This is a genomic window from Microcoleus sp. M2_D5, from assembly GCF_036701935.1.
Taxonomy (GTDB): Bacteria; Cyanobacteriota; Cyanobacteriia; order Cyanobacteriales; family Microcoleaceae; genus Microcoleus.
This window is the reverse complement of sequence record NZ_JAUBRP010000007.1, coordinates 23631-47251: the sequence shown is the minus strand read 5'-3', so window position 1 is coordinate 47251 and position 23621 is coordinate 23631. Positions and strand designations below refer to the sequence as shown.

Here is a 23621-nt window from a genome sequence, read left to right as displayed (position 1 = left end):
CCTAACGCTCGCCAATCGTGACTGAAAGCGTATCTACTTAGACAGCGCCGTCTCTGTCTGACGCTTTATCTCTGTATAAATACGTAGTTTTTCCTACTTGTTCTATCAATACTTACCATATTTATTAGATCCAATGTAAAGATATCATACCTCTCTATCTCCGAGAATGCTAGAGTTGCGAATAAAAATTTAAGGTTATCTTAGATTTTTTGATTCAGCTATATATAAAGGACTACAGATCGTAAATAGCCAACTGCTTAGTTCACGCTCGTACCGAGGGCTAGCTATTAGTAAACAACTTCGATATATCTGTAGCAGGCATTTAGCATAACAGCAAAAAAAAATGTTCTCCGGTATGGGATTATGTGAAATTAAGAGCAACAGGTAAAAACAGACATAGGGGGTCTGACATTGCAGATATGATATTTGAGAGTGGGCAAAGTCCTTAGCGGTGGCAACGTTTTACACGACAATAAAATTCACCGCCTATAGCCAGCATTCAACAGAAATTAGCCAGGGGAAAAAACCGCTGACTGCTTTCTGTATTGGATGGTAAAATTTCGGAGTTGTGAGCGATGAATTTTCAGTTGAATTCTTTCTAAATCCCTCGTAGTTAAGGGTTCTTAGAGTCACGAAGCTATCTCAAAAATCCCAACTATTTTGGCTCACTGCGCTGCAGCCACTCCTTATATTTTCTGGTTTCTGCTAGGGCTGGATTAATCCCAAACCAACGACCTTCTCGATCGCGGTATTCAAAGACAAACATACTTCGCAACAAGATTTGAGACTCTTCTTCGCCTGTTACACTTTGTCGGTTGACAACTTGAAACAGTAATTCCCATTCCATGTCATTGATGGCTCCCAAAAGGTCATCGCGATATTCTTGAATGACGCTTTCGAGGCATTCGCCAGAGAAGGGAGGGTCTTCGTGCTGCAAACAGCTATACAAAAGCATCAGTAGGTTGCGAACGTGACCGCCACTAATCCGACAAAGGCGGTCTAAAGTTTCGGGAGAGTCAAACACCTGGGAAATCAAATCAATGCGTCGATCGGGAGCAACTGCGGGGAAAGCTCTAGCTAATACTAGCTGCCGCAGCAGTGCCATTCCCTCCTTGTGGTCTTCGCCCGATCGCACTTGCACTGGTACCATGGGCATCACCTTGGGCTTGACTCCAAATCGACTGGCGAGGCGGCCGAAGTCGTTGGAAAAAATCAAAGTCAAGGGAATCGTGTAGACAACATGGCAATTAAGTTTTTTCAACTGTTCGCCCCGGTCTAAAAACAGGTATTCTGGCTGTGTGCGTCCGCTGGGTTTGAGGGAGGCGTCGAGGCGATCGAGGTTGTCAACGATGACTGCGAGCCCTTTTTTACCTTGCTGCTTGAGTTCGGCGTTAGCTTTGTTGAGGAGTTCTTCGTTGATCGACTGCAAGATGCTGTTGGTGCGGGGTTCGAGATATTGCCTGAGTTGCGATCGCAGTTTGGGAGAGTCTTTAGTTTTAGCAGTCACTCTAGCAATGCCTACAGATAACTCGGCTTCCGCTGACAAATCTATGGGAGTCTGCAAAAATTCTGCCACTTCTGCAAACAGATTGGTAAAATAGCTCGGTCTGAGTTTAATTTTAGCCGATTCCATAGTTTCGCTAACTTGGCGGGCAATGCTCAGCAAAATATCGCTGATATCTACATCCCCCATGTCTAAGTCTTGGGAAGACTCGAAGTAGACGACGCAAAAACCCTCTTGCTCTAACTCAGCTTTTAGTCGAAACAATTCCGTAGATTTGCCACACCCGATATGCCCTGTAAATAGCTGACAGGTTGGCTCATTGGGGGAGATGCGGGTAATGGTTCGCTGTAAAGATTCAATGATTTTGCCGCCACGCACGGAACCAAAATCAATGTAGTATTGATAATCCCCTGGGTCTCCCGCAACAAGGGTCTTGCTGGGGTTGCAGGCTTTATAGAATCTGTCTAATTCGAGTGCGATCACAATTGAAGCCGAATAAAAGTTAAAAAGTTAATCGAAAGTCTAAACTTTCTTTACTTGAGTTTAGTTTGATTTGTAACCTTTTGCCCTGTGGGGTAATGCCCTAAATACCCAAAGAACCTTGAGCTGGTAAGGGGTTTTCCCGGCGCTGGAATTGGGAATTTTTAATTAATAATTTTTTATTACTTAGCGGGATCAGTGATATTACTGATATTGCCCGGAGGATGGGTAAATTTGCGGATATCTGGTTAAATGGTAGGGGAAAACAGGGTTCGAGAGAGAAAGATTAAACAGTTTTGAATTTGTGCTAATCGTTAATTACTATATTGTCAAGAGGTAGATGGCTAGTTTTGGAGCGGTTTCTCAAACAGAGTTAGGGCGCAGGCGCCAAAAGTTGCGGCAGATCCGTCGCGCTCGATTGGCGGCTGTGGTGTGGCAAATGCTGGCAGCAAGCGCAATGGCTGGAGGTTTGTTGTGGTGGATTGCTCAGCCGGCTTGGTTGATTGCCCGATCGGAACAAGTGAAGGTGGAGGGCAATCAGTGGCTATCGGATAAGGCGGTGCGGTCTTTAGTGCCGCTGTCTTACCCGCAGTCGCTGTGGGGGATTCAACCGCAGGCCCTGGCCCAAAAGCTGGAGTCCACCGGGCCGATCGCCAAAGCGAAGGTGACTCGTAACTTGTTTCCACCGAGTTTGACTATAGAAGTGGCAGAACGCTTGCCCGTGGCGGTGGCGCAGCCGACGGCGGTGTTGAGATCGAACAGTGACAAGGAAAAAGTGGGGTGGCTGGACGCTCGCGGAGGTTGGATGCCGTCGGATAGTTATACTGCTGTACGATCGCACAATAGTTCGATCGGGCCCGGCAGCATTGCGGGACCTCCGCCTCAGCGTTCTTTGCCAACTTTAAAAGTCATCGGGCCTTTGGAACAGTATCGCGCGTCTTGGCCGAAGTTTTACCAAGGACTCAGCGGCTTGACGGTGAAAGTATTTGAGATTAATTGGCAAAACCCGAACAACTTGATATTGAAAACAGAAATCGGTACCGTACACTTAGGGCCGTACAGTTCCAAGACTGCGGAGCAACTTAAGGTTTTAGACCGAATGCGACAATTGCCAAAACAGATAGATTCAAGCCTCATAGCCTACATTGACTTAAAAAATCCTGCTTCGCCGATCGTCCATTTGCCACAACTCCCCGGCAGTTTGGAGTCGGACTTAATTGCTAAATAGTTTGCTAAACTTATCTAAAGTTGATTGTTGAGAGGAATTTCCATGTTTGCCGTCAAGCGAGCGCTCAAATTGAATAATAGGGAAGCAACCTTGATGGCAAAACACGCAGGATTCCGGCGTGTAGTATTTAACATGGGATTGAGCTTGCGAGTCCAAATGTACGGTGAGGGCAATTTTTCAGACTCAAAGGTCATCAACGAAGTCAAGAAAGTTCTCACCAACCACGTCAAGAAACAACCTGAATGCGCTTGGATGAACCAGTTGTCCAGTCGAGTTTACCAAAACGCTTTGATTGACTTGAAAGATGCGTTCAGTCGGTATCGCTTGGGAAAAGCCGATCATCCGAAATTTGCCAGCCGCCGGGATGGGCAATCATTCACGGTTGATTCGTCTAATGGAAAAGTTTTACTAACTGCTGGCAACACCATTAAGATTCCCACGCAGGGAACTTTTCGACTTCACGAGCCACTGGAATGCGGTTTTGTCTCTCAAACTTTTACCATTTCACAAGAAGGAAATCGCTGGTTCGTCTCTTTCTGTGTTGATGCGGAACTTTTACCAATTCAACAACCCGAAAGCTCTGTAGGGATTGACGTGGGTATTAAATATTTTGCTACCCTGTCAAACAGTCAAGTGTTTGATGCACCAAAGCCATTAAAGCAAGCGAAAACCAAGCTTGCACGGTTGCAGCGCAAGGCATCAAGACAAATAAAAGCCTCAAACAATCAGCGCAAAACTTACAACAAGCTCGGCAGACTTCACGCACGAATAGCTTGCATTCGCAAAGATTTCCTTCAAAAGTTAACGACTTATTTAGCTAAAACTTTCAAGTCAATCAATATAGAAGACTTGAACGTAAGCGGAATAATGGCAAATCACAAGTTGGCTGGGGCAATATCCGACTTAGGGTTTTACGAATTCAGGCGGCAGCTAAATTATAAGTGCAAAATGTATGGAGCTAATTTAGTGCTGGTAGATCGATGGTTCCCCAGTTCTAAGACTTGTGCGAATTGCGGGCATAAAAAAGATATGCCACTAAGCGTTCGGACTTATGATTGTCCTGCTTGTGGCTCCTCAATAGATCGCGATCTCAATGCCAGTTTAAATATTTTAAATTGGGAACCCAAGGCTATTGGGGGATAGCCTGCTTATCTTGGGATGGCCGACCACCCAACAGCGCAGGAAGTCAACTCCGAATTGCGGCTAAAGGTGGCTTTAGCAAAGTTTGGGTAAGTTTGACAAAGCAGAGTTCCACTCGCGCACCCACTCGCGCCCAGAATTGATCCTCTGTCAACAGAAGGTAGAAGGTATCGATCGACAGGCAGAATTTTTGCCCATCAGGATCGATAGGGCTTCAAATCAGCACAGTTTTTGGATAGCGCTCCGCGTCTGGGGCTAGTATCCATTTTTTTCCTTCTGACGCAGCTTACAACTGCCTTAATCCGGTCAAGTACCTGGATGGCGTCAAGCGAGGTCTGGGCTAGCGAGGTCGGCCAAATCCGAGATTGCTAACATTAAGCATCGATCTGTGTTAGTTTTTCGCGCAACTTAGCCTATAGTTGATTGTGAATTGGCGTTTAGTTAACAAGCTCTAATCTACCATCCCCGACTCTAATGAAGCTTAATAATAGACAGGGGTCTGACCAAGACAGTCCCCCTTCGGAAGAAGTAAAAAATTTTCCGGTGGCAGCAGATTCCGCCAATCCCTTTAGACGCAAGTCTGGTTATGTAAATGTAGATAGTATTGATATCGATCCTATGGTCAATCCCAAAGACATAATGCCCAGCAGTGCCGCCAAAATCAAAGTAATTGGCGTCGGCGGTGGTGGGGGCAACGCCGTTAACCGGATGATTGCTAGCGAGGTTTCTGGTGTCGAGTTTTGGTGCGTGAATACAGATTCCCAAGCTCTGGTTCTCTCAAATGCTCCGAAACGCTTGCAAGTCGGACAGAAGTTGACGCGCGGTTTGGGCGCGGGGGGCAATCCGGCGATCGGTCAAAAGGCTGCGGAGGAATCCCGCGATGAAGTTGCTAATGCTCTGAATCATGCGGATTTGGTATTTATCACGGCCGGTATGGGCGGTGGTACGGGCACGGGCGCGGCTCCGATCGTGGCTGAGGTCGCTAAGGAAATGGGCGCCTTAACTGTGGGCATAGTAACGCGGCCTTTTACGTTTGAGGGACGGCGGCGCACCAGCCAAGCTGAGGAAGGAATCGCGGCTTTGCAAACTCGGGTGGATACGCTGATCGTAATTCCTAACGACAAGCTGCTGTCTGTGATTTCGGAACAAATGCCGGTACAAGAGGCTTTTCGAGTTGCTGACGATATCCTGCGCCAAGGGGTTCAGGGTATTTCTGACATTATTACTATTCCCGGTTTGGTGAATGTTGACTTTGCTGACGTGCGGGCAGTAATGGCGGATGCGGGTTCGGCTTTGATGGGCATTGGCGTGGGTTCTGGCAAGTCGCGGGCTAGGGAGGCGGCGATGCAGGCTATTTCTTCGCCTCTGCTGGAAGCTTCGTCTATTGAGGGCGCTAGAGGTGTGGTGTTTAACATCACTGGCGGTACTGACATGACGCTGCACGAGGTGAATGCGGCGGCTGAGACGATTTACGAGGTTGTCGATCCGAATGCCAATATTATTTTTGGAGCGGTGATTGACGAGCGGCTTCAGGGCGAAATTAAGATTACTGTGATCGCTACTGGTTTTTCGGGGGAAGTTGCGTCGCCTCCGCCTCCGGGGCGCACGCAAAATGTTAATGCTCCTTGGCGGGCTGCAACTGTTCCGGTGACTCCTGCTCAACAGACGCCCGATCCGAAAGCGAAACCGCCGCAGGATTTGGGATTGGATATTCCTGAGTTTTTGCGTAACCGTCGTCCGCCAAGATGATTTTAGATTTTAGATTTTAGATTTTAGATTGGGGATTTGGCGATTGGGGATTTGGCGATTGGGGATTTGGCGATTGGGGATTTGGCAATATTGAATCTCCAATCTCCCATCTAAAAAATCGAAAATATCGAGCATCTAAAATCTAAAATCTAAAAAATCTAAAATCTAAAATCTAAAATCTAAAATTTCCAGGGTTTGGCCTGGTTCGGGTTCGAGGAGTTGGGTGGAGAGGCCGGATTTTGCTAGTAAATCGCGAAATTCGGGGATGCTGCCGATCGATCGCACTAACATTGGTAAAATGCCTGTGGTTCTGATGTCTCCCGCCGCTGTCGGCAGGAAAAACCGAGGTTTGAGTGTTTGGGCGAGGCTGAGGGCTTCCGAAGGGCCGATGATGACTTGTCCGAGGAAGGGGAAGATTTGACCGACGACTGGGGCGATGGCTACGTCTACTGTGTCTATTTTCTGTTTGACTTTTTCTAAGGGCGGTAAGTGCGGTTCGTAATAAAGTGTCTCGCTGCTGCTTAAATCTTTGAGCAAATAGCCGTTTTCTTCCTGTCCGGGCCCGATTTCGGCTCCGGGTACGGCGGTAATTTGTAACTTTTCTTGATAATTAAATTCTTGCCAATTTGCTAAAGATGTGATATGGGTGTAGCCTAAACTGCTGAGGACTTTGGCGGCGGTGGGTGAGGCGATCGCGGGAATTGTGCGATCGAGCTGTTCGAGTGTTGGCCTGTGACAGTGGTCGTCTAATCCTTGGGAAATTAGGATGAGGTCGATCGGCGGTAAGGTGCTGGGAGTGAAGGATCCGGGGGTGTTGTGGTAGGCGGTGAACAGCCAGGGTTGACCGTAAAATACGAGGGGATCGACTAGCCAGGGATCGACGAGGATGGTTTGGCCTGCGATGTGGAAGATCCAAGAGTTGAGGTCGATTCGGGTGATTTTCACAGTTGTTTGCAATAATTCTTTACATTTGGTTTAATCATAGCTAATTTTGTTTGGGGAATTTTAACCCCTTCGGAAGCACAGGCGGGACGCCCGTGCCACGGGGAAGCACAGGCGGGACGCCCGTGCCACGGGAAGCACAGGCGGGACGCCCGTGCCACGGAAGCACAGGCGGGACGCCCGTGCCACAGATATGATTGGGATGTGTCTGGGGAATTTTGGTGTTTATCTGGGGTGAAAGAAGATGATTAAATCTAGGATTCCTGTGGCTTTGACTGTGGCGGGTTCTGATAGTGGCGGCGGGGCTGGGATTCAGGCGGATTTGCGGACTTTTGCGTTTCACTGCGTGCACGGTACAAGTGCTTTGACTTGCGTGACGGCTCAAAATACTTTGGGGGTGACGCGGGTGGATGCTTTGTCTGCGGAGGCTGTGGCGGCTCAAATTGAGGCGGTGGTTGGGGATATTGGGGTGGATGCTGTGAAGACTGGGATGCTGTTGAACCGGGAAATTATGGCGGCGGTGGCTTCACAGGTTGAGGCTTTGGGAATCGGGAATTTGGTTGTCGATCCGGTGATGGTATCACGATCGGGCGATCGATTGATCGATGATGGGGCGATCGCATTTTTGCAGGATGTTTTGATTCCAATGGCTGCTGTTGTGACTCCGAATCGGTTTGAGGCCCAGATTTTGAGCGGTTTGCAGATTGTTTCTCTAGACGATATGCGATCGGTGGCGAAGAAAATTCACAGTTTAGGGGCGAAGGCGGTTTTGGTAAAGGGTGGCGGGATGAAGGGGGATTTGCGAGGGATTGATGTTTGGTTTGACGGTACGCGGTTGGAGGTGTTGAAGACTGAGAATGTTGATACTCCCAATACTCACGGGACTGGTTGTACTTTGAGTGCTGCGATCGCCGCTAATTTAGCATTAGGTAAAGATTTGTTTACAGCTGTGAGATTGGCTAAGGATTATGTTACTCATGCTCTCAAATATGCTTTGGATATTGGGGAAGGCCAAGGGCCAGTAGGTCATTTTTTCCCCCTGTTACAGAAGTAATAAGTTATTTGTTACTTGTTGGAGTCTGCTAATAATATCAAATCCACGATTCATCAAAATTATTCCTCTCTCTTCTCTTCCTCTGTGTTCTCTGCGTACTCTGCGGTTAAATCATTCCGATCCAACCGGAATTGATATAACCAATCACATGAGTGAACCGCCAACAGTCAAAAATCAGTTAATTTCTTAATTTTTCAGGCGAAAGAGCGATCGCCACCAAGTCTTCAATTTTCTTAATATTCGGATCGCCGGCCAAATAACCAATCCCTCGGTGCAAGTGCAGGCGAAACTGTCTCGCTAGAGTTTCTTTTTCTGTGCCTAAATTGTCTTGGTGACACCGCTGCTTGAGGGCCATTATCAAGATATCGGCCATGTCGCCGCCGAAGACATCCCAGCTTAATTCGACGTTGCTGTCGCTGGGAATTGGTACTGGGGATGGGATGCTGGGTTCGGCTAGCGATCGGCAAAATCCCCACCGACAGAGGATGTTCCAGCGATCGATTTTAGTCGATCGTTTGAGTTTTGACAGTTGGTCCTTGGCTGTTTGGGATAAAAGGATGCGATCGACTGGTGGTTCCATGAGTTTAAGATTTTTTGGTATATTGTAAAAAGTGTTAATCTTGGGGAAGCAAAGCCTCTAGATAACTGGAAATAATTAACATTTTTTTACACGGCGCGACTTGATTAAATCGGTTTTTTTTGGTATTCTGATTGTAGTAGGATTTATCCTTAATAATGGGATGGTGGCAAAAATAAAATTTTCGCAACCATCCCATTATGCTATATATACTACCGCAACTCCCCAGCAAAGTCAAGGGGGTTGCGGCTATTTTTTAGGGCGAATTTTTATTCCCAAAAATAACCAGTTTCGACGGTGGTTTGGTGTTTGGCGGAGTCGTATTTGAGGAGGTAGCTGTGGGCTATCGCCTCTAATTCTTGGAGTTTTTCATATTCTACTTTTCTAATTTCCGTGTCGGTAGAAAGCAGGATGACTTGGTGGCTGGCCGAGGGGAAATAGCGTTCCACTAGGTTGTTTCTGTGGGAGGAGTCGAGGCGGCCCAAGGGTGTGTCGATCGCCACTGGCAATTGTCTCCCGGATACTCTAGCCAATCCCCACAAAAAGGCGATCGCCAGCAATTGTTTTTCCCCGGCTGAAAGTCGGTGTTTGGGTACTGGTTTGCCTTCTGGATCGTAAATCGAAAGGCTAAATGTTTGAGTGTCGATCGCAACTCTGTGCACGAGGTCGGTTTTGTGCAACAGGTAGCGGAAACAGTCGGTAATTTCTATTTCGAGTTTGTTGAGTTTTTTGAGGGTGAGTTTTTCTTTAAAGAGTTTCAGGGTAGCTTGGGCTTTGGCGATGGAGGCGATGACGTGTTGGCTGTTTCTGATGGTGATGTATTCGCTGCTGTAGTTTTCTAGTTCTTTTTGGTTTTTGGCTAATTCTCTCTCTAATTCATCGACGCGGCGGTTGGCTGATTCTAAGGCTGCGGCTGCGATAGCGACTGCTTTTTGGGCTTTCCTAACCTCTTCTTCTAGTTTTTCGTAGGCTTCGGGGGAAGCGGCGGCTGCGAGTTGTCTGTCTGTAAAGTCAATTTCTGCTTCGATGCTTTTGATTTCTTCTATTTGGTCGCGGGCTAGAATTTGCTGGGCTTTGATTTGGTAGCCAAGAAGGTTTTCGAGTTGCTGGATGCTGTTGTTGTCGGCGTTCATCCAGGGCGGGGCGTCTGTTCCCGCTTGCCGTTCGAGTTCTTGGTTTTCTTGGCGGATGAAGTCTTGAATTTTATCTAGCTGTTGGGGATTTAACGAGATTTCCGCGATATAGTTGAGAAGGCGATCGCTTCTTTGTTTGATAACATTTTGGGCAATCTTTGCTTGCTGCTGGCTTGCTTCTGTTTCTGCTTGAATTTTTGCTTCACTTAGCAAGGGCGAAATTAAGGCTAGCGGTAGCGTATTTGATGCCAATTCCATCAGGGCTTGACGGGTTTTGTCTGCCTGATTTCTGTAGTCGTTTAGCTGTCTGTCTAGTTGACTGCGATCGGCGGCAATTTTCCCGCCTTCATAAATAAACTTTTCTGATGCTTGTTGCTGATTTTTTTGAGCTTTATCTAATTCGTTTTTAAAGCTGGCTTGTTCTTGCTTAGCTAAGTCTATTTCATCAGTAATTTTCTTAAAAGTTTGTTCGATTTTATCTAAAGCAGCCAAGTCTTTTTTGCCAGCAATTTCTTTTCGCTTGCGGCCTGCTAATATTTCTAAATCGACGGCGAGGCGTTCTGCTAATTCTAAACCTAAAAGAGATTTAATCGCCCCGACGACAAACTCTGGCGGTGTTTCGAGTTCGGCGAGTTCTTTTACTTGTTCGCCGTCAAACAGAAATAGGTTGGATATTCCGACTGGCAAAAGGGTTTCGATGTATTCGTCCCAGGTGTTAGTAATTGCTTTGTCCGACCACCAATCGCTAACAATCTCGCTGTAGATGAGAATGCTTAGGTTGTCTTTGATATCTAATTTTTTCCAGTATCTAACTATTTTGAATTGAGTTAATTTGTCATCTTGGACTTGTTCAAATGTTAGTTCGACGCGGGTATCTTCTAATGGGGGAGTGTGGCGGTTGACGCATTGATTGAGAAAGTCGCTGTAGCTTAAATTGCCTCTGGTGGAACATTGGGCGCGGCCGCCGTATAGGGCGAGGCGAATGCCGTCCATGAGGGTGGTTTTGCCGCCGCCGTTCATGCCGCCAAATAAAATGACTGGGCAGGGATTTCCGTCTTTTTCGGGGCGGAGATTGATGGTTTGGGTGCCTGCATAGGGGCCGAAGTTTTTGAGGACGAGTTCGAGGAATTGCATTGTAGATGTTGTTGGTTGGTGGGGGGGCGGTTAGCAGCGGATTTTGTAACGGATTTAACGGATGGGTGGTTGGTGGGGGGTTCGGCAGCGGATTTTGTAACGGATTTAACGGATGGGTGGTTGGTGGGGGGTTCGGCAGCGGATTTTGTAACGGATTTTACGGATGGGTTGTTGGTGGGGGGTTCGGCAGCAGATTTTGTAACGGATTTTACGGATGGGTTGTTGGTGGGGGGTTCGGCAGCGGATTTTGTAACGGATTTTACGGATGGGTTGTTGGTTGGTGGGAACATATTAGGAAGGAATTAGATTTGATAATTAATCAGTGACTAATCATCCGTTAAATCCTTTATAAAATACGTTGCTAATCATCCGTTACATCCGTTACAAAATCCGTTGCTAACCGCTTCCCCCCTTGCTACCAATCAATTACATCAGTTGAATCTTCCTCCTGATTCTGGGGTCTAATGCTGGGAGGTAAGGGGAGTTCCGCATCTGTTTCTTCATAGGTTCCTGAACTTCCCCTCATCCAGCCTCTGCCACTTGTTCTGGGCCGCCACAAGTATTGTTGAATGTGTTTCTGCCAACCTTGTACAGATTTTGGTGGGAGGATTCGGTGATATTCTAATTTGCTGCGTCCAAAGTTTATAAATAAACCTACTTGTGCTCCTGTAGCTGCTAGGTAAGCTATTATTTGAGCTTTATCTTTGTCGGTCATTGGATAATTTACGGCTTTATCCTCTACTACAATACATTCATTGACCCAATGGTCTAGATAGAGGATTCCCATCCAAACTTGACCGTCGTAAATTTGTTTGGGATATTCCATTTCTGTGGTAATTCCAGATTCAAGCATTTCTGCATCAAAGGATCTTTGGTAATGTTTTTCTCTTAAACCTTTTTGTGTCCTCCGGTGTACTCTCATTGCACAGCCGATGATGCTGTATGTCATATCCTGATGGGGAATATTAGGATCTATCATGGTCGTAAAAATTTTGTAATTTAAACGATGAGGGTTTTGTAATGCTGCGGTTAGTTGACAACCATTATATGCGATCGCACGGAGTGGCTGTCAACAAGTTTGGGGTTTAACCGCAGGCGGTTGCGTGCTAATCTTTGATATTTCCCTCTCCTACATCTGGAGTTGAAAATTTGATATCTGCCCAAGATAGCTGCTTCCCTTGATTGCTGTTGCTTTCAAGTTCTTGTTTGAGTTTGGCAATATCAACGGTACCGTTTTTGGCGGAACTGTTGGTTTGGGCGATCGCATCTTTGAATTGCTGAATTTTTTCCGTCGGATTTGCTTTAATATCTTCCACCGCTTTTTTTAAATTGCGTTGATAGTGGGCGTTGCCAATCGCTTCTTCCTTCGATCGCGAACTGGTTTCAAAGCATTTGTCTAAATCGCCGTAAATGCCTGTACGGCGGGGTTTCGTGTAGTATTGGCGTTCTGTATCCAGGAGTTTTGCCATCAATTCGAGGTGCATTTTGTCCTCGCTGCAAATCTCTTCAATCGCAGCCCATTCGTCGCTACCTAGGAGTTTTCTTTCGGCGGCGGGACGGGAATCTTCAAAAGGTTCGCCCGTGACTTCTTCGTAAATCCGGGGCAAAGAGTCGTCAAATTCATGCTTTTCTTCCAGCCAAATGCGGCGGATTTCGCTAAGTTCTTCTGGGGTAATTAAGGTGATGTCGCGCATTTCTAGGGGTGCGGTTTTGCGGATTTGGGTTTGTGCTTCCAAGACTCGTCTCAGCCAGTGTTCTCGCCAGAATTTGGTGTAGGGCCCTGGGATGGGTTCGACGGAGGTTGTGTCGTCGCCCATGTTGCGTTCAAACAGTTCTACTCTACCGTAAATGCGTCGGAAGTCTCTTTTTGGGCGATCGTCTTTTATATCTAATTCGTTGCGAATATCGAGAAGAGGTTGCATCCATTCTTTTTCTTCATCGTTTTGAATCATTGCCTCCATAGATTTGTCTTGGCTTACCATTGTGCAAACCCAGCAGCCAAAGCGAGAACTGCCGCAGCTAGGTGTAGACGTATCGACAACTAAAGGACATTCATTGTCTGCTGTTGCGCCTCGATACATGGTAAATAAATCTTTGTTGCTATTTTCCCAAGGATTAGGCCACTGATTCAGATAAATCCAGACTTCATCAGTTCGCCAATCTTCTATCGGACTATAAATTAGGGAATTAGGCAGACTAGGACTCTGATAAAGCAGAGATTTAATGGAACTAGATTTATCATTTAGACGGTCACTCATGCGACCTATTTCATGTTTCTCCATTGAAACAGCGCGTTTAATGCTTTCAGCTTTGCGAGTACCCAATATCAGAATTACTTCTCCATTGATTCTCACCATATCACGAACAAACCGATTAGAAGGAAGGATTTTCAGGCGTTCAGTACACCAGCGAAATCCATGTCTCGGTGCTGGGTAGCCTTTTCCCATTAAGTTGACCCAGAAAGTATCTTTGACATCTGGATAAAGCATATGAGGCTCTATTGGGAGCTGCTGCTTTATAGCCGCAGACTTCATCTGTTTTAATGACTGACGTACCCAAGTAGAAACTATCGGGTTCTCTACCAGTGTATCTGTGGTAATTACATAAATTTTTTTCGTCCTTTTTTCATGTGGTAATTCTGCTATTGCATACCAGATAAGCTGCACTACCGCCGTGCTGTCTTTCCCACCGGAATATCCTAAAACCCAAGGTAGATCATCTAAACAATATAAATCTCTAATTTCTTGACTTAATTTTTTTATTTCTTCCACTAAGTCCCTAACGGTACGGGGTGGAAAAAGTGGTAGCATTGTTTCTGTCATGTCTTCAACCTCACTTACTTTATTAAGCTCTAAATACATTCCGCCGATGCCATTCTAGCGATTCAAGTCTTGGTAAATCTTGGTCGGAAGTGGGCAGGAGAATAGTTTCACTATGAAAATCTTTCATACATCTGGCATTGGGGGATTCCTCTTCTAAGTCATTAGCGACGATAATTCTGTAATTATCATCTATAGCAAACCAACCCTGGTCAAAAGCCCAATGATGATTTTTGCACAATGATATCCCATTATTAATTTGATTATCATAAAACTTTGAAAATGGCTTAATATGTGAGCCATCTACAATAGTTTGAGTGAGATTTCTGATGACTTTCAATCGACAAAATGCACACTTGTAATCATATGTATGTACTACTGCTTTCCTGAAAAAAGCATTTCTAACAGCAGATTTGGTTAAATAAAATTTCGGTTCTGCGTCAGGAATTACTGCTGAGTCTGATAGTTCTCTTTCTGTCTGAGTAACTTTTTCAAAATCTTGATTAACTTGTAAAATATCTCCAATATCGTCCCTATTTAATGAAAACCATGTCGCAATCAGTGTATCTATTAATTCCGATCTCGAATTTGGGTCTAGAAGTAAATCGAATAATTCATTATCCCAACTACCGTATTCTACAGCTTCTCTTAGCTTGTTAGTGGTCTTAGGCTTTGAACCATTAAATCCCGACTTTAATTTTTTATGCCAGAAACCATCGCCTTCCAAATGCCAAAATGGATAGTGCAAACCACGATTGTGAGATTCAGAACCTAAGATATCCCAATATTTATTAAAGGTTTTAATTAATTCGTCTGAAACATAAATTTGATTCTCCCTAATTATTCCTTGAGCAATTAGATCGATGATTGATAATAGTAATATTGGCTTATGATTAGCTTGACCACGTTGGCGCGTATTACTGACATTAAGAGCGGCAAAACGTTGTCTATAATACGCTAAATTCTTATTTTCTGACTTTTCTCCTGTAGTCATTTTCTCCTCCCGCTAGGATGAAATAAAATCCGAGCTAAAATTTTACACTCTTTTCAACAAAAAGTTAAGCACCGCAAGGCACAACCATAACGCAGAAACTAGACAATTTAAGCAGTGTCAGCAGACTAAAAAGTAATTTTCTAGCCTAAACAGGAGATAATTATATCACTGTCTGCGTGCCTCTGCGGTTTCCAAACCCAACCGCTTTTTCAAATAATCAGTCATCCAACTAACACTCGCCCTCGACTTAGAAATCCCCCCTTTCAACAAAATCCCACCCTCCCAATCAGGATTAGAAATCGACCAATCAACCTGCTGCAAAAGGCTCAAACGTTCCTCCCAACTCTCAGGATAAACCGATCGCAAAGCAGCCCCAACTTCCCCCAAACTCTCAAGCACAACACTGTGACAGTGCACGCAATCCCGGCGCATTTCCCCCGCCGCAACTTGCTTGTGCAGAACTAATTGCCAATCGGGAATAAAACTGCTAACCGCATTCCAATAACTAACCGCCAGTTGTATTTTTTGAGCAAGTTCTTCCTCTTTCTGTTCTTTTTTGGTGCGAGAAGCAGAGAGTTTTGCCTGTTCGCGGCCGTGAATATTAGACAGCAAAGCCACGATCGCCCGATCGATCGCACTCAGCGCAAACAATTTGTGCGATCGCCCGTTCAAACTCCCCCTCTCCATCTCAGTCAAACACCGGAAAACCTCAACCTGCTTAACAACAGCCTTCACCACAAAAGCGCGATCGTCCCGGTGGTTGTAAAGTAGACTTAGCGACGCCTCCAAAGGAACTTGAAAACTGTTCAAATCAGCAAACATCTGCTGAGATTTTTCCAACCCAACATCGAGAAACAAAATCAGCGCCACCGTCTCATATCCCAACTGCGGATTTTCCCTCAAAGCCATCTCAAAAGCCGCGCGCCGATGCTGCCCGTCATTAATAGTAAACTTAGCATCCATCGGCACTCGCAAGCGACCGATTTTCCGTTCTTCGACCTCATTTCCCACAGCTTCAAAAGTAATATCCGCATCAATCGAAGCAGCAATAGCCCCACAAGTATAATTTGTAGGATTCTTAACAAAGTAATCAGCTATTTCGGGAATCCTAGCTTTGTTAAGCGCGCGTTTCGCCCGCATAGACGGCGGCAAATCTTCTGATTCAAAGGGAAACAATTTCGGCAAAAAACGCACCGGACACATCGACACGTAATATTCGCGGCCCGCTTGAATTCCCCGAATTACCGGCAAAATGTATTCAAAAGAAGAAGTAGACATATTTTAGAATGGGGCATGGGGCATGGGGCATGGGGCATGGGGCATGGGGCATGGGGCATGGGGCATGGGGCATGGGGTATGGAAATTAAGCATTAATAGCTATTGACTTTTTGCAAATTTTATGGTTTTGAGGTGGGCAAGAAGGGCATAATTTAAGTATTTCACAATGTTTTTTTAAAAACAAGTGTTGACATAAAGTTTAATATATGATATTTTTTGAAAAAATAGCCTAATTATATAAAAACCGCCGATGAACGCCAACCCAGCGGATGACCTCGCTAGCAAAATTTTAGAAAAAGAAAATAGCGACAGACAGGAAATCGCACTTTTATTAGATAATTATTTAGGAAAGGACGATCGCATTTTCGTACAAAAAACCCAGATGGGAAACAGCGAAGCATACATCGGTTCAGTCACCCTAGAATGGTTAGACTCTCGCGTCCGTTTCGCCTCGCAAATGCCGCTTTTCCGCCAAAAATTTGACCTCCAAACCAACAACATCGTCCGCGACGACGAAACCATTGACGAAATTATCCAGCGTCCCTTAGATTGGTCGCGCCAAGCCGCCCTAACTCAATACTTAGCAGCCCGAAAATCGCACAAATTCCCCGCAGTTTTAGTAGTCGTCAGTCCCCCGTGGGTAGATAATCCTCTAGCCGAGGAATGGGATAAAAATGGCGTAGCAACCAAATCGGCGACTGAATTTACATCCTTTGATAAAAACGAGAACTTAGGGCTTTTGAATGTCTCTCAAAAAGTCTCAATTTTTGCCTTAGACGGTCAGCATCGGCTGATGGGAGTTCAAGGTTTAATGAGTTTAATTAAAACCGGAATCCTGCAAAGATACAACAAAAATAAAAAACCTGTCGGCGCTGCAATTACTCTGGAAGATTTAGCAGAAGAGTATCAAATTGACCCCGAAACAGTGTATAAATTAGCTCACGAAAAAATCGGAATTGAGTTTATCCCGGCGGCGGTAGCTGGGGAAACGCGACAGCAAGCACAGCGGCGCGTGCGATCGATCTTTGTGCACGTTAACCTAATGGCGGTAACGCTGAGTCAGGGACAGCTAGCATTATTGAACGAGGATAACGGATTTGCGATCGCAGCCCGAAAAATTGCCGTCACCCATCCCTTATTAAAAGAACAAGATGACAGAAACCCCCGCGTCAATTGGGATAGCGCGACAGTCGCAGCCAAATCAACAGTCTTAACAACATTGCAAGCGCTGCAAGATATGTCCGAACGGTATTTAGAATACAAATTCCCTCATTGGAAGCCGGAACGAAAAGGTTTAATTCCCATGCGTCCCGAAGATGAAGAACTAAAAGAGGGAATTGAAGAGTTTAAAAAATTGTTCGATCATTTAGCAACTTTACCCAGCTATCAAAGAATTGAAAGCGGCGAAGAAACGGCCGAATTGCGCCGATTTAGTTTTGAAAAGCCAGCGGGCGAGGGAAATCTTTTGTTCCGTCCAGTCGGTCAAATTGCTTTAGCTAATGCTTTGGGAATTCTAGTATTCAGAAAGAAACTTTCCCTGAAATCTATTTTCGACAAACTCCGCAGGTACGATGTGGATGAAGGATTTAGCCACATGGACAATCCTGAGTCTGCGTGGTACGGGATTTTGTACGATCCGAACAAAAAGCGAATGCTAGTTTCTGGAAAGGATTTAGCGACGAAGTTAATTGTATATTTGGTGGGGGGAATTCAGGACGATATGGAGCGAGCTCATTTGCGGCAAGCGGTAGCGGAAGCGAGGACTTTTGAGGATAAAGCTATTAGTTTTAACGGCAGGTTTGTGCAGCCGCAAGAGGTGGGATTGCCGCCTGTGCTTAGCTAATTTTCTATTATATCGAGTACGATGAAATACAGGATACGGCACTGCCGTATCCCTAGCTTCATTCAATTGCTGCGATTTCTTGCCACTTCTAACTTTCGGCGAATTGCGGCTTGAACTTTCTCATCAAAATCTGGATCGCCGGGACTTGCAATAATCCTCAGCGGATGCTGATTGATTCTGTCTAAATACGCCTGAAAAGCGGCTCGATTTCCACGATGTTTAAGAAAATATTGTTTCAATTCAGTATTCGACATGGCGTTATAGTTAACTTGGCTCATCAGCAAACTCCCCATTGGGTAAAATTTGGAACTCAAGCTCTTCATCGTACCCAGCCAATATGTATACGTTACGAGTGCGATCGTCAACACAAATCAGATGTATAGGCTGAAGCATCGTGTAGGTCAGTTGATAACTGATGCGATATAAACTCTCTAGCTGGGCAGCAGTAGGCATTTGTCAATCACTCAACCTAATAGTTATTTTAACATATAGCTCAATGAAAGTTGTATGTTTCTATTATCAGTTTTAGCAATTTTTGTCTATAAAACACTACTACCGCTCGATAGTAGACCAAAGTTTACCTCTCAATTTATATACATTATACCGCTTCCTTTAACAAAATAAGTTCTGCTCCTACAGGCAAATGATCGGACTCAGTTGCCTCCAAAACCGAACTCGATTTAGCGCCCCAATGCTTTGAATACCAAATATAATCAATCCGGCAAACGGGATAATTCAATCTCCAATTTAACCTTTTTACCAATAAGTTAAGTTCCCAACCGTGAGGCCAGGTAAAACCAAACCCAAATCCAGATTTTCGGAAAGAATCTTGCAAGACTTTCTTTACCCTGTAATAGTCTTGAGTTTCGTCTGTCATATTAAAATCGCCCGCGACAATGACTGGCAGAGTTTCTCGCTCAACTCGCTGCACTAAGTCTTGAATTTCAGGCGATCGTTTGCCATATATGTAAACAGGAAGTTTGAAAAAACGCAATTTTCTAGCTCTGGTCAACCACGGCCCGGTAGCTTGCATATTATAAATCACTACTTCTTGTTCGTTAAATTTAATAATTGCCCGCTGCTGCGTTTCTGGATGGCCGGCTAAGTGCAGTATTTCGCTGGAGACAATCGGATATTTACTGAGAATTCCTACAGGGGGATTGCCAATTTGATAGGGGTAGTCTGCTTTTAACCAAGTGAAAGCTCTTTCGGTATGTTTACTAACGATTTCTTGTAAAAAGATAATATCGGGTTTTTGATTCTGAATCAGTTTAGCTAAACTTGGCGACTGAGTGTTATACCAACGGACGTTATGGGATAAAATTTTGATGCTGGGGTGCGAATCTGTGATGTTTATTGGTGTGGGAGAAAAGTATTTAATGTGCAGCCAACTTATTAGGATAATGCAGGCGATCCCAGAAAGAATAGTGAACCATCTTTTTTTGATAATTGACAATCCGATGATGGGAAGCAGGAAAGTTGGGAATAAAATTAAGGGAATAAAAGTGGTAATTAAGGCAATAACTCCTATTCTATCCCAAAGGATTAGTTTGAGAATGAAATAGCAGATCATGAATACTGAGTAGCCGTAAGCCAAAAATTTGGCAGATTCCTTAAGCCCTTTCTTTACGATATCTGCTAGTACATACTTCATTGGGCACCTATTAAAATAAGAACTTGCTTAAATCGAATTCTTCATTTGACCGATGTTGGTTGTCTCTTTCAGAAATCAAAACCAACAACAGGCGATCGGTATAATCCGCCGCACCCCGCAACTCTTCTCGCAATATTTCCAGTCCACCATTAGCATATTCTTCAAAAATTTGCAAGCGTTCTGCTTCCAATTGTTCGTCGAGATGGGAGAGAATTTGAGGATTTTTGGTTTCGGCGATCGCAATTAACTTAATCGCCATATCGTAACCCCTCGATACAAAAATATCAACATCTATCGCACCCGGTTCTCGTTTAGAAATTTCCCCCAAAGGCGATCGTTTTTTCCGCTGCTTTCCCAAGGAGGCGGCGAAAGCGATGACATCGGCGTAAGTCTGGAAAGGGCCAGTGTGGTTATCCGATAAAGTTAATGATTTGACTAACTCCGCTTTATCTTTAGCAATTCTAATTTTGTTAGCAGCCATTGCCATAATATCTAGTTTCTAATTATAATACATCTCGCAAATATCCAACAGTCCGCACAGGCAGACTTCCTTTGTGTAGCGCCCGGTTTCAACCGGGCACACTTCACAATGTCCGCAACAACATAATTTTTTGTGCAAAACCTCCTCTTGCTTCGCGCCGCTTCATTTGTTCCGCCAAAAGTCGATCGCCCGAAATGCCAAAACTCGCCATCACCGCATCTATTACCTCATACAAATCCGCCAATTCCGCCACCAAATCTTCCTCGTCGGCGGAAGCCGCTTCCCCCGCTTCTTCAATCAATTTTTGCAGCAAAGCTTGACGGTATTCTGCATCCGACAAAATTACCACCTCACATTCACTCCCGCTTTTGCGAATAATTTCAGGAATGCGATCGCGCACCAACTTATGATACTCTTTTTCCACGTCAAACTCCCTTCAACCTTGACTAAAATTTTGAATCAACCAGCGATTAATTTCCCCATCATCTTGCGTTTGACTCCGATTCAAAGCTTCCTCAACTAACCGGATTTCCAGTCCCGGTAAAACCCGCGACTCTTGAATTCTCCCGCTACCTCCGCCATTAATCGCAAACGCAAAAACCTCCTGCGTATTCGCACGATCCACCCAATATTCGCTAATTCCTGCGTCTTCGTAAAGCAACCGCTTGCTGCCTAAATCATCATTCCAAGAAGATGCACCAATTTCTATTACCAAATTAGGCGCATCGTATCGATCCAAATTAACAGGTGAATTGCTGTCTTTAGGAGGCACTCTCAAATCAGAACCTATGTAGTAAGCTAGATCGGGTTGAAACTCGCGGATACCTGCTTTGCGAAAACTGGTATTTGCAAACTGAACTACTCGGATATTTCTCAATGTTGCAAACAGAATAACTACATAGGAAACAATCGAATTATCGCTACCGTGCAATGGGCCTACTGGTGACATTTCTACCCTCATGTGTTCTTGATAGTAATAAAACTTGCCCTTTTCCCATGCTGAATCCTCAGCAAAATTCAGAAACTCTTCCCACGTCGCTTTCACCCAAATATCCGTTTCCAAAACCTGCGTAATTGCCGAATTAGAAGTCATAATCCACCTCTACAATTTCCGTATATTCAAATTCATTCGGACTGCGCTTAACTAAAGGATAGCGCGTCCCGCCAAGTTCGATCGCATCTTCTTCACAATCAGCTTTCGGAGAATTGTACACCAGCACGTATTCCCGACCAATGGAACTTTCCATCTCTCGAGCAACTTCTCCGCGCCACTGAGTTTTAGTTACCAAAACTACCAATTGATTCGCCAACTTCGGCAGCTTATTCGCGATTTGCTTGCGATAAATCTCGTCCAAACTACCAAAAGGAGAATCCATCACAATTGGAAACGTACTGCTATCCGGGCCCATCAAAGTATTCTTTTGACTCCACTCCCGCACGCCCTCAATAATTCCCCCGATAAACGATAAACTGAGAATTTGATTTTCTCCCGTAGAAGCGGCAACTAAAGATTCTTTACCCGACGTATTTTCTACTAGCGTCAGTTCGTATTTATCGCTCAACTTGGGGATGTAAGGAGTAAAAGAAATTTGACTAAAAATATCTTGCACCCGCTGTTCCAACTGAGAACAAAACTGTTTTTCTAAGCGATCTCGCACTTCAGTGAGGCGATCGATCGCATCCTGAGTCGCAGCAATCCGGCGCTGTGCCAATACTTGCCTTTGCTCGTTCAGTTGCTGCTTGTCGATTTGCTTGTCCAAAGCCGACACCTGCACATTCAAACTCTCAATCTGCTGCTGGTTAGAGCCTGTTTCCCGGTGTAAATCGCCAATTTTTGCCTCAATTTCATCCAAGCGCTTTTGCAAGCGGCTGACATCCTCGTCAGGAAAATTTCGCAGCTTGTTGTGAATATCGTCTAACTGATTTTCCACCCGCGAAAGTTCGGTTCTGTCGCGGCTGATATTGCCTTGGTGTCGGTCAATTTCCTCCCAAAAATCAGCCACTTGTTTATCAATTTCATTTACCCGATCGCTAATCCGAATAGTTGTTTCTTCCACATCGCCAACACCCGCCTTATTCATCCAACCGCTAACCTGTTGGCGAGACTCAGAACCCTCCACTAATTCTGCACCGCAGATACACCGCTGCTGCGCTAATAACTCTTCCAAAAACGGTCGTTGAATCCCCGAAAGCAACGCGCCTTTTTCCCGCAAACCCCCGACAATCACTTCAAATTCAGCCGCCGCATCCGACAGAAAAACCGCGTAACCGCGCACAGAAATTGCTCGTTTTAGAGCATCTGTAGCCTGTACAATCTGTTGCCTCAATAAATCTCGTTGCTTTTGCAATTCGTCTCGCAAATTTTGTAAATCCGCAGCACCGCTTAGTTCCAACAAGTTACCATTAACTGCTTTCTTTAACTCCCCTTGGTGCGCCAATTCCCGCTCTATTTCTACTTGTCTGAGCGAAAGTTGCTCAGCTTCTTGCTCAATTTTTTGCTTATCTTTTAAAAGTTTCTTAGTTTCAGCATTCCCAATTATATTTAAATCAGTCTCTAGAGATTTTTTTGCTTCTAGTAAATGCCGGAGCGATCTATTCAACACTTCAACTCCCAGCAACTCCTTAGTAGCTTCCGCAATTTCTGCCTTCTTGTCATAGCGGACAATTTGCTCGATTCGCTCCCCGTCAAAAAAGAAATATTTATGTAAACTTTCCGGCAAAATCCGCCCGATAATATCATCGGGATGCTGATCCGGCTTCAGCCACAGACCGTTATCTTTTGCTACATTCAGAAACAATTCAGCCTTACCGTGTTCTACAGTATTTTCACTTTTATAAGCACGGCAAATTCGTCTTGCTTGGTAGCGCGTGCTGTCATGTTCAAACACAATTTCCGCCCAACAACCTACGGCTTTTCCCATTTCCGCCTCAGCCAGAGCGCGCTTGTTTACTAATTGTTCTTCTGCCGCAAAAGCCGCGCTAAATCTTCCGTAAAGTACCCACGTAAAGGCATTCATCAAGGCAGTTTTTCCAGCGCCATTATTCCCGTGAATTACTGTAATATTTTGCCCGCCCCAAGCTAGTTTAATTTCGGGACTTTTGCCGTAAAATTGACGAAAGTTGCATAGAGTAATTGAGATCAACTTCATACAATTGCTTCCTTAATGATTTTTAAAATGTCATCGTTAATGTGGCGGGGAGCTCTCATGTACAGTTTATCTTTTTCAATTTCCAATACCCGCTCAATAATTTGTCTAACTTCCGGTGGCGCGCTAGTAATTGGTTGCTGTACGTCGCTGAATTCCTGATGAGTTTGATAAGAAGAACGCTTTTCTGCTAAAATGCTTGTCGGTACGGCTGCGATCGCACTATCTTCATATCTAAATGCCATAATCAGATTTTCATTCAGATTTTCCGTCATATTTTTTTGCAAATATTAAAATATACAGGGCCTAGGCTCATGGGCGAGAAACCCGGTTTCTACGAGTTTTGCGAACACTCACGAGAAATCTACAAAGAAACCGGGTTTCTGAACTATGCGTGCGATCGCGAACTAAACTAGCAACTCAAACTACGATCGAATAATTCTCTATTCTAAAACATAAACCGAA

22 protein-coding genes are annotated in these 23621 nt (G+C 44.9%); 6 read left to right on the top strand and 16 right to left on the bottom strand.

Annotated features, from left to right (window positions below; all coding sequences use genetic code 11):
- Positions 1-655 precede the first annotated feature (655 nt).
- Positions 656-1987: a P-loop NTPase fold protein gene (locus QUA50_RS05065; RefSeq protein WP_333266786.1), complete on the bottom strand. Its 1332-nt coding sequence runs from the start codon at positions 1985-1987 to the stop codon at positions 656-658.
- Positions 1988-2324: 337 nt separating this feature from the next.
- On the opposite strand from QUA50_RS05065, the gene QUA50_RS05060 reads away from it, so the two are divergent.
- From QUA50_RS05060 to ftsZ, 3 genes are all read left to right on the top strand, one after another.
- Positions 2325-3212: an FtsQ-type POTRA domain-containing protein gene (locus QUA50_RS05060; protein ID WP_333266784.1), complete on the top strand. Its 888-nt coding sequence runs from the start codon at positions 2325-2327 to the stop codon at positions 3210-3212.
- A 42-nt stretch (positions 3213-3254) separates the two neighbouring features.
- Positions 3255-4355, top strand: coding sequence for a transposase (locus QUA50_RS05055; RefSeq protein ID WP_333243777.1), 1101 nt, complete (start codon positions 3255-3257; stop codon positions 4353-4355).
- Positions 4356-4826: 471 nt separating this feature from the next.
- The gene (gene ftsZ / locus QUA50_RS05050; protein WP_333056121.1) at positions 4827-6101 is read left to right on the top strand and encodes a cell division protein FtsZ; all 1275 of its coding nucleotides are present in this window, start codon (positions 4827-4829) and stop codon (positions 6099-6101) included.
- A gap of 165 nt (positions 6102-6266) precedes the next feature.
- Here ftsZ and QUA50_RS05045 read toward each other — a convergent pair whose 3' ends face one another.
- The gene (locus tag QUA50_RS05045) at positions 6267-7046 is read right to left on the bottom strand and encodes an MBL fold metallo-hydrolase (protein ID WP_333266782.1); all 780 of its coding nucleotides are present in this window, start codon (positions 7044-7046) and stop codon (positions 6267-6269) included.
- A gap of 241 nt (positions 7047-7287) precedes the next feature.
- On the opposite strand from QUA50_RS05045, the gene thiD reads away from it, so the two are divergent.
- Positions 7288-8097, top strand: a complete 810-nt coding sequence (gene thiD, locus QUA50_RS05040) for a bifunctional hydroxymethylpyrimidine kinase/phosphomethylpyrimidine kinase (protein WP_333266780.1) — start codon at positions 7288-7290, stop codon at positions 8095-8097.
- A 178-nt stretch (positions 8098-8275) separates the two neighbouring features.
- On the opposite strand, the gene dndE is transcribed toward thiD, so the two are convergent.
- Both dndE and dndD read right to left on the bottom strand, forming a co-directional pair.
- Positions 8276-8677, bottom strand: a complete 402-nt coding sequence (gene dndE, locus QUA50_RS05035; protein WP_333266778.1) for a DNA sulfur modification protein DndE — start codon at positions 8675-8677, stop codon at positions 8276-8278.
- Positions 8678-8943: 266 nt separating this feature from the next.
- Positions 8944-10941, bottom strand: a complete 1998-nt coding sequence (gene dndD / locus QUA50_RS05030) for a DNA sulfur modification protein DndD (protein ID WP_333266775.1) — start codon at positions 10939-10941, stop codon at positions 8944-8946.
- A gap of 18 nt (positions 10942-10959) precedes the next feature.
- Between dndD and QUA50_RS05025 the strand changes: the two genes are divergently transcribed.
- Positions 10960-11247: a hypothetical protein gene (locus QUA50_RS05025; RefSeq protein WP_333433649.1), complete on the top strand. Its 288-nt coding sequence runs from the start codon at positions 10960-10962 to the stop codon at positions 11245-11247.
- 109 nt (positions 11248-11356) lie between these two features.
- Here QUA50_RS05025 and QUA50_RS05020 read toward each other — a convergent pair whose 3' ends face one another.
- From QUA50_RS05020 to dndB, 4 genes are all read right to left on the bottom strand, one after another.
- Positions 11357-11920 (bottom strand): GxxExxY protein, encoded by a 564-nt coding sequence (locus QUA50_RS05020; RefSeq protein WP_333267166.1) that lies wholly within the window; start codon positions 11918-11920, stop codon positions 11357-11359.
- A 127-nt stretch (positions 11921-12047) separates the two neighbouring features.
- The gene (dndC, locus tag QUA50_RS05015; protein WP_333267168.1) at positions 12048-13763 is read right to left on the bottom strand and encodes a DNA phosphorothioation system sulfurtransferase DndC; all 1716 of its coding nucleotides are present in this window, start codon (positions 13761-13763) and stop codon (positions 12048-12050) included.
- Positions 13764-13785: 22 nt separating this feature from the next.
- On the bottom strand, positions 13786-14754 hold the full coding sequence (locus QUA50_RS05010) for an HNH endonuclease (RefSeq protein WP_333267170.1): 969 nt from the start codon (positions 14752-14754) through the stop codon (positions 13786-13788).
- 165 nt (positions 14755-14919) lie between these two features.
- On the bottom strand, positions 14920-16032 hold the full coding sequence (gene dndB, locus QUA50_RS05005; protein WP_333267172.1) for a DNA sulfur modification protein DndB: 1113 nt from the start codon (positions 16030-16032) through the stop codon (positions 14920-14922).
- Between the two features lie 250 nt (positions 16033-16282).
- On the opposite strand from dndB, the gene QUA50_RS05000 reads away from it, so the two are divergent.
- Positions 16283-17875 carry a DGQHR domain-containing protein gene (locus QUA50_RS05000; RefSeq protein WP_333267174.1) on the top strand — a complete coding sequence of 531 codons (1593 nt, stop codon included), beginning with the start codon at positions 16283-16285 and terminating at the stop codon, positions 17873-17875.
- Between the two features lie 62 nt (positions 17876-17937).
- Here QUA50_RS05000 and QUA50_RS04995 read toward each other — a convergent pair whose 3' ends face one another.
- From QUA50_RS04995 to QUA50_RS04960, 8 genes are all read right to left on the bottom strand, one after another.
- The gene (locus tag QUA50_RS04995) at positions 17938-18153 is read right to left on the bottom strand and encodes a DUF6887 family protein (protein WP_333267175.1); all 216 of its coding nucleotides are present in this window, start codon (positions 18151-18153) and stop codon (positions 17938-17940) included.
- On the bottom strand, positions 18140-18328 hold the full coding sequence (locus QUA50_RS04990; protein WP_333077086.1) for a DUF6888 family protein: 189 nt from the start codon (positions 18326-18328) through the stop codon (positions 18140-18142). Before QUA50_RS04990 ends, QUA50_RS04995 begins: the two co-directional genes overlap by 14 nt.
- A gap of 145 nt (positions 18329-18473) precedes the next feature.
- Positions 18474-19529 (bottom strand): endonuclease/exonuclease/phosphatase family protein, encoded by a 1056-nt coding sequence (locus QUA50_RS04985; protein WP_333267177.1) that lies wholly within the window; start codon positions 19527-19529, stop codon positions 18474-18476.
- A gap of 10 nt (positions 19530-19539) precedes the next feature.
- On the bottom strand, positions 19540-20010 hold the full coding sequence (locus QUA50_RS04980; protein WP_333105229.1) for a DNA phosphorothioation-associated protein 4: 471 nt from the start codon (positions 20008-20010) through the stop codon (positions 19540-19542).
- A gap of 103 nt (positions 20011-20113) precedes the next feature.
- Entirely contained in the window at positions 20114-20434 is a 321-nt protein-coding gene (locus QUA50_RS04975) for a nucleoside triphosphate pyrophosphohydrolase (protein WP_333267179.1), read from the bottom strand.
- 12 nt (positions 20435-20446) lie between these two features.
- The gene (locus tag QUA50_RS04970; protein ID WP_333267180.1) at positions 20447-21103 is read right to left on the bottom strand and encodes a Uma2 family endonuclease; all 657 of its coding nucleotides are present in this window, start codon (positions 21101-21103) and stop codon (positions 20447-20449) included.
- Positions 21093-23159, bottom strand: a complete 2067-nt coding sequence (locus QUA50_RS04965) for an AAA family ATPase (RefSeq protein ID WP_333267182.1) — start codon at positions 23157-23159, stop codon at positions 21093-21095. Before QUA50_RS04965 ends, QUA50_RS04970 begins: the two co-directional genes overlap by 11 nt.
- Positions 23156-23431, bottom strand: coding sequence for a hypothetical protein (locus tag QUA50_RS04960; RefSeq protein ID WP_190660639.1), 276 nt, complete (start codon positions 23429-23431; stop codon positions 23156-23158). Before QUA50_RS04960 ends, QUA50_RS04965 begins: the two co-directional genes overlap by 4 nt.
- Positions 23432-23621: the final 190 nt, after the last annotated feature.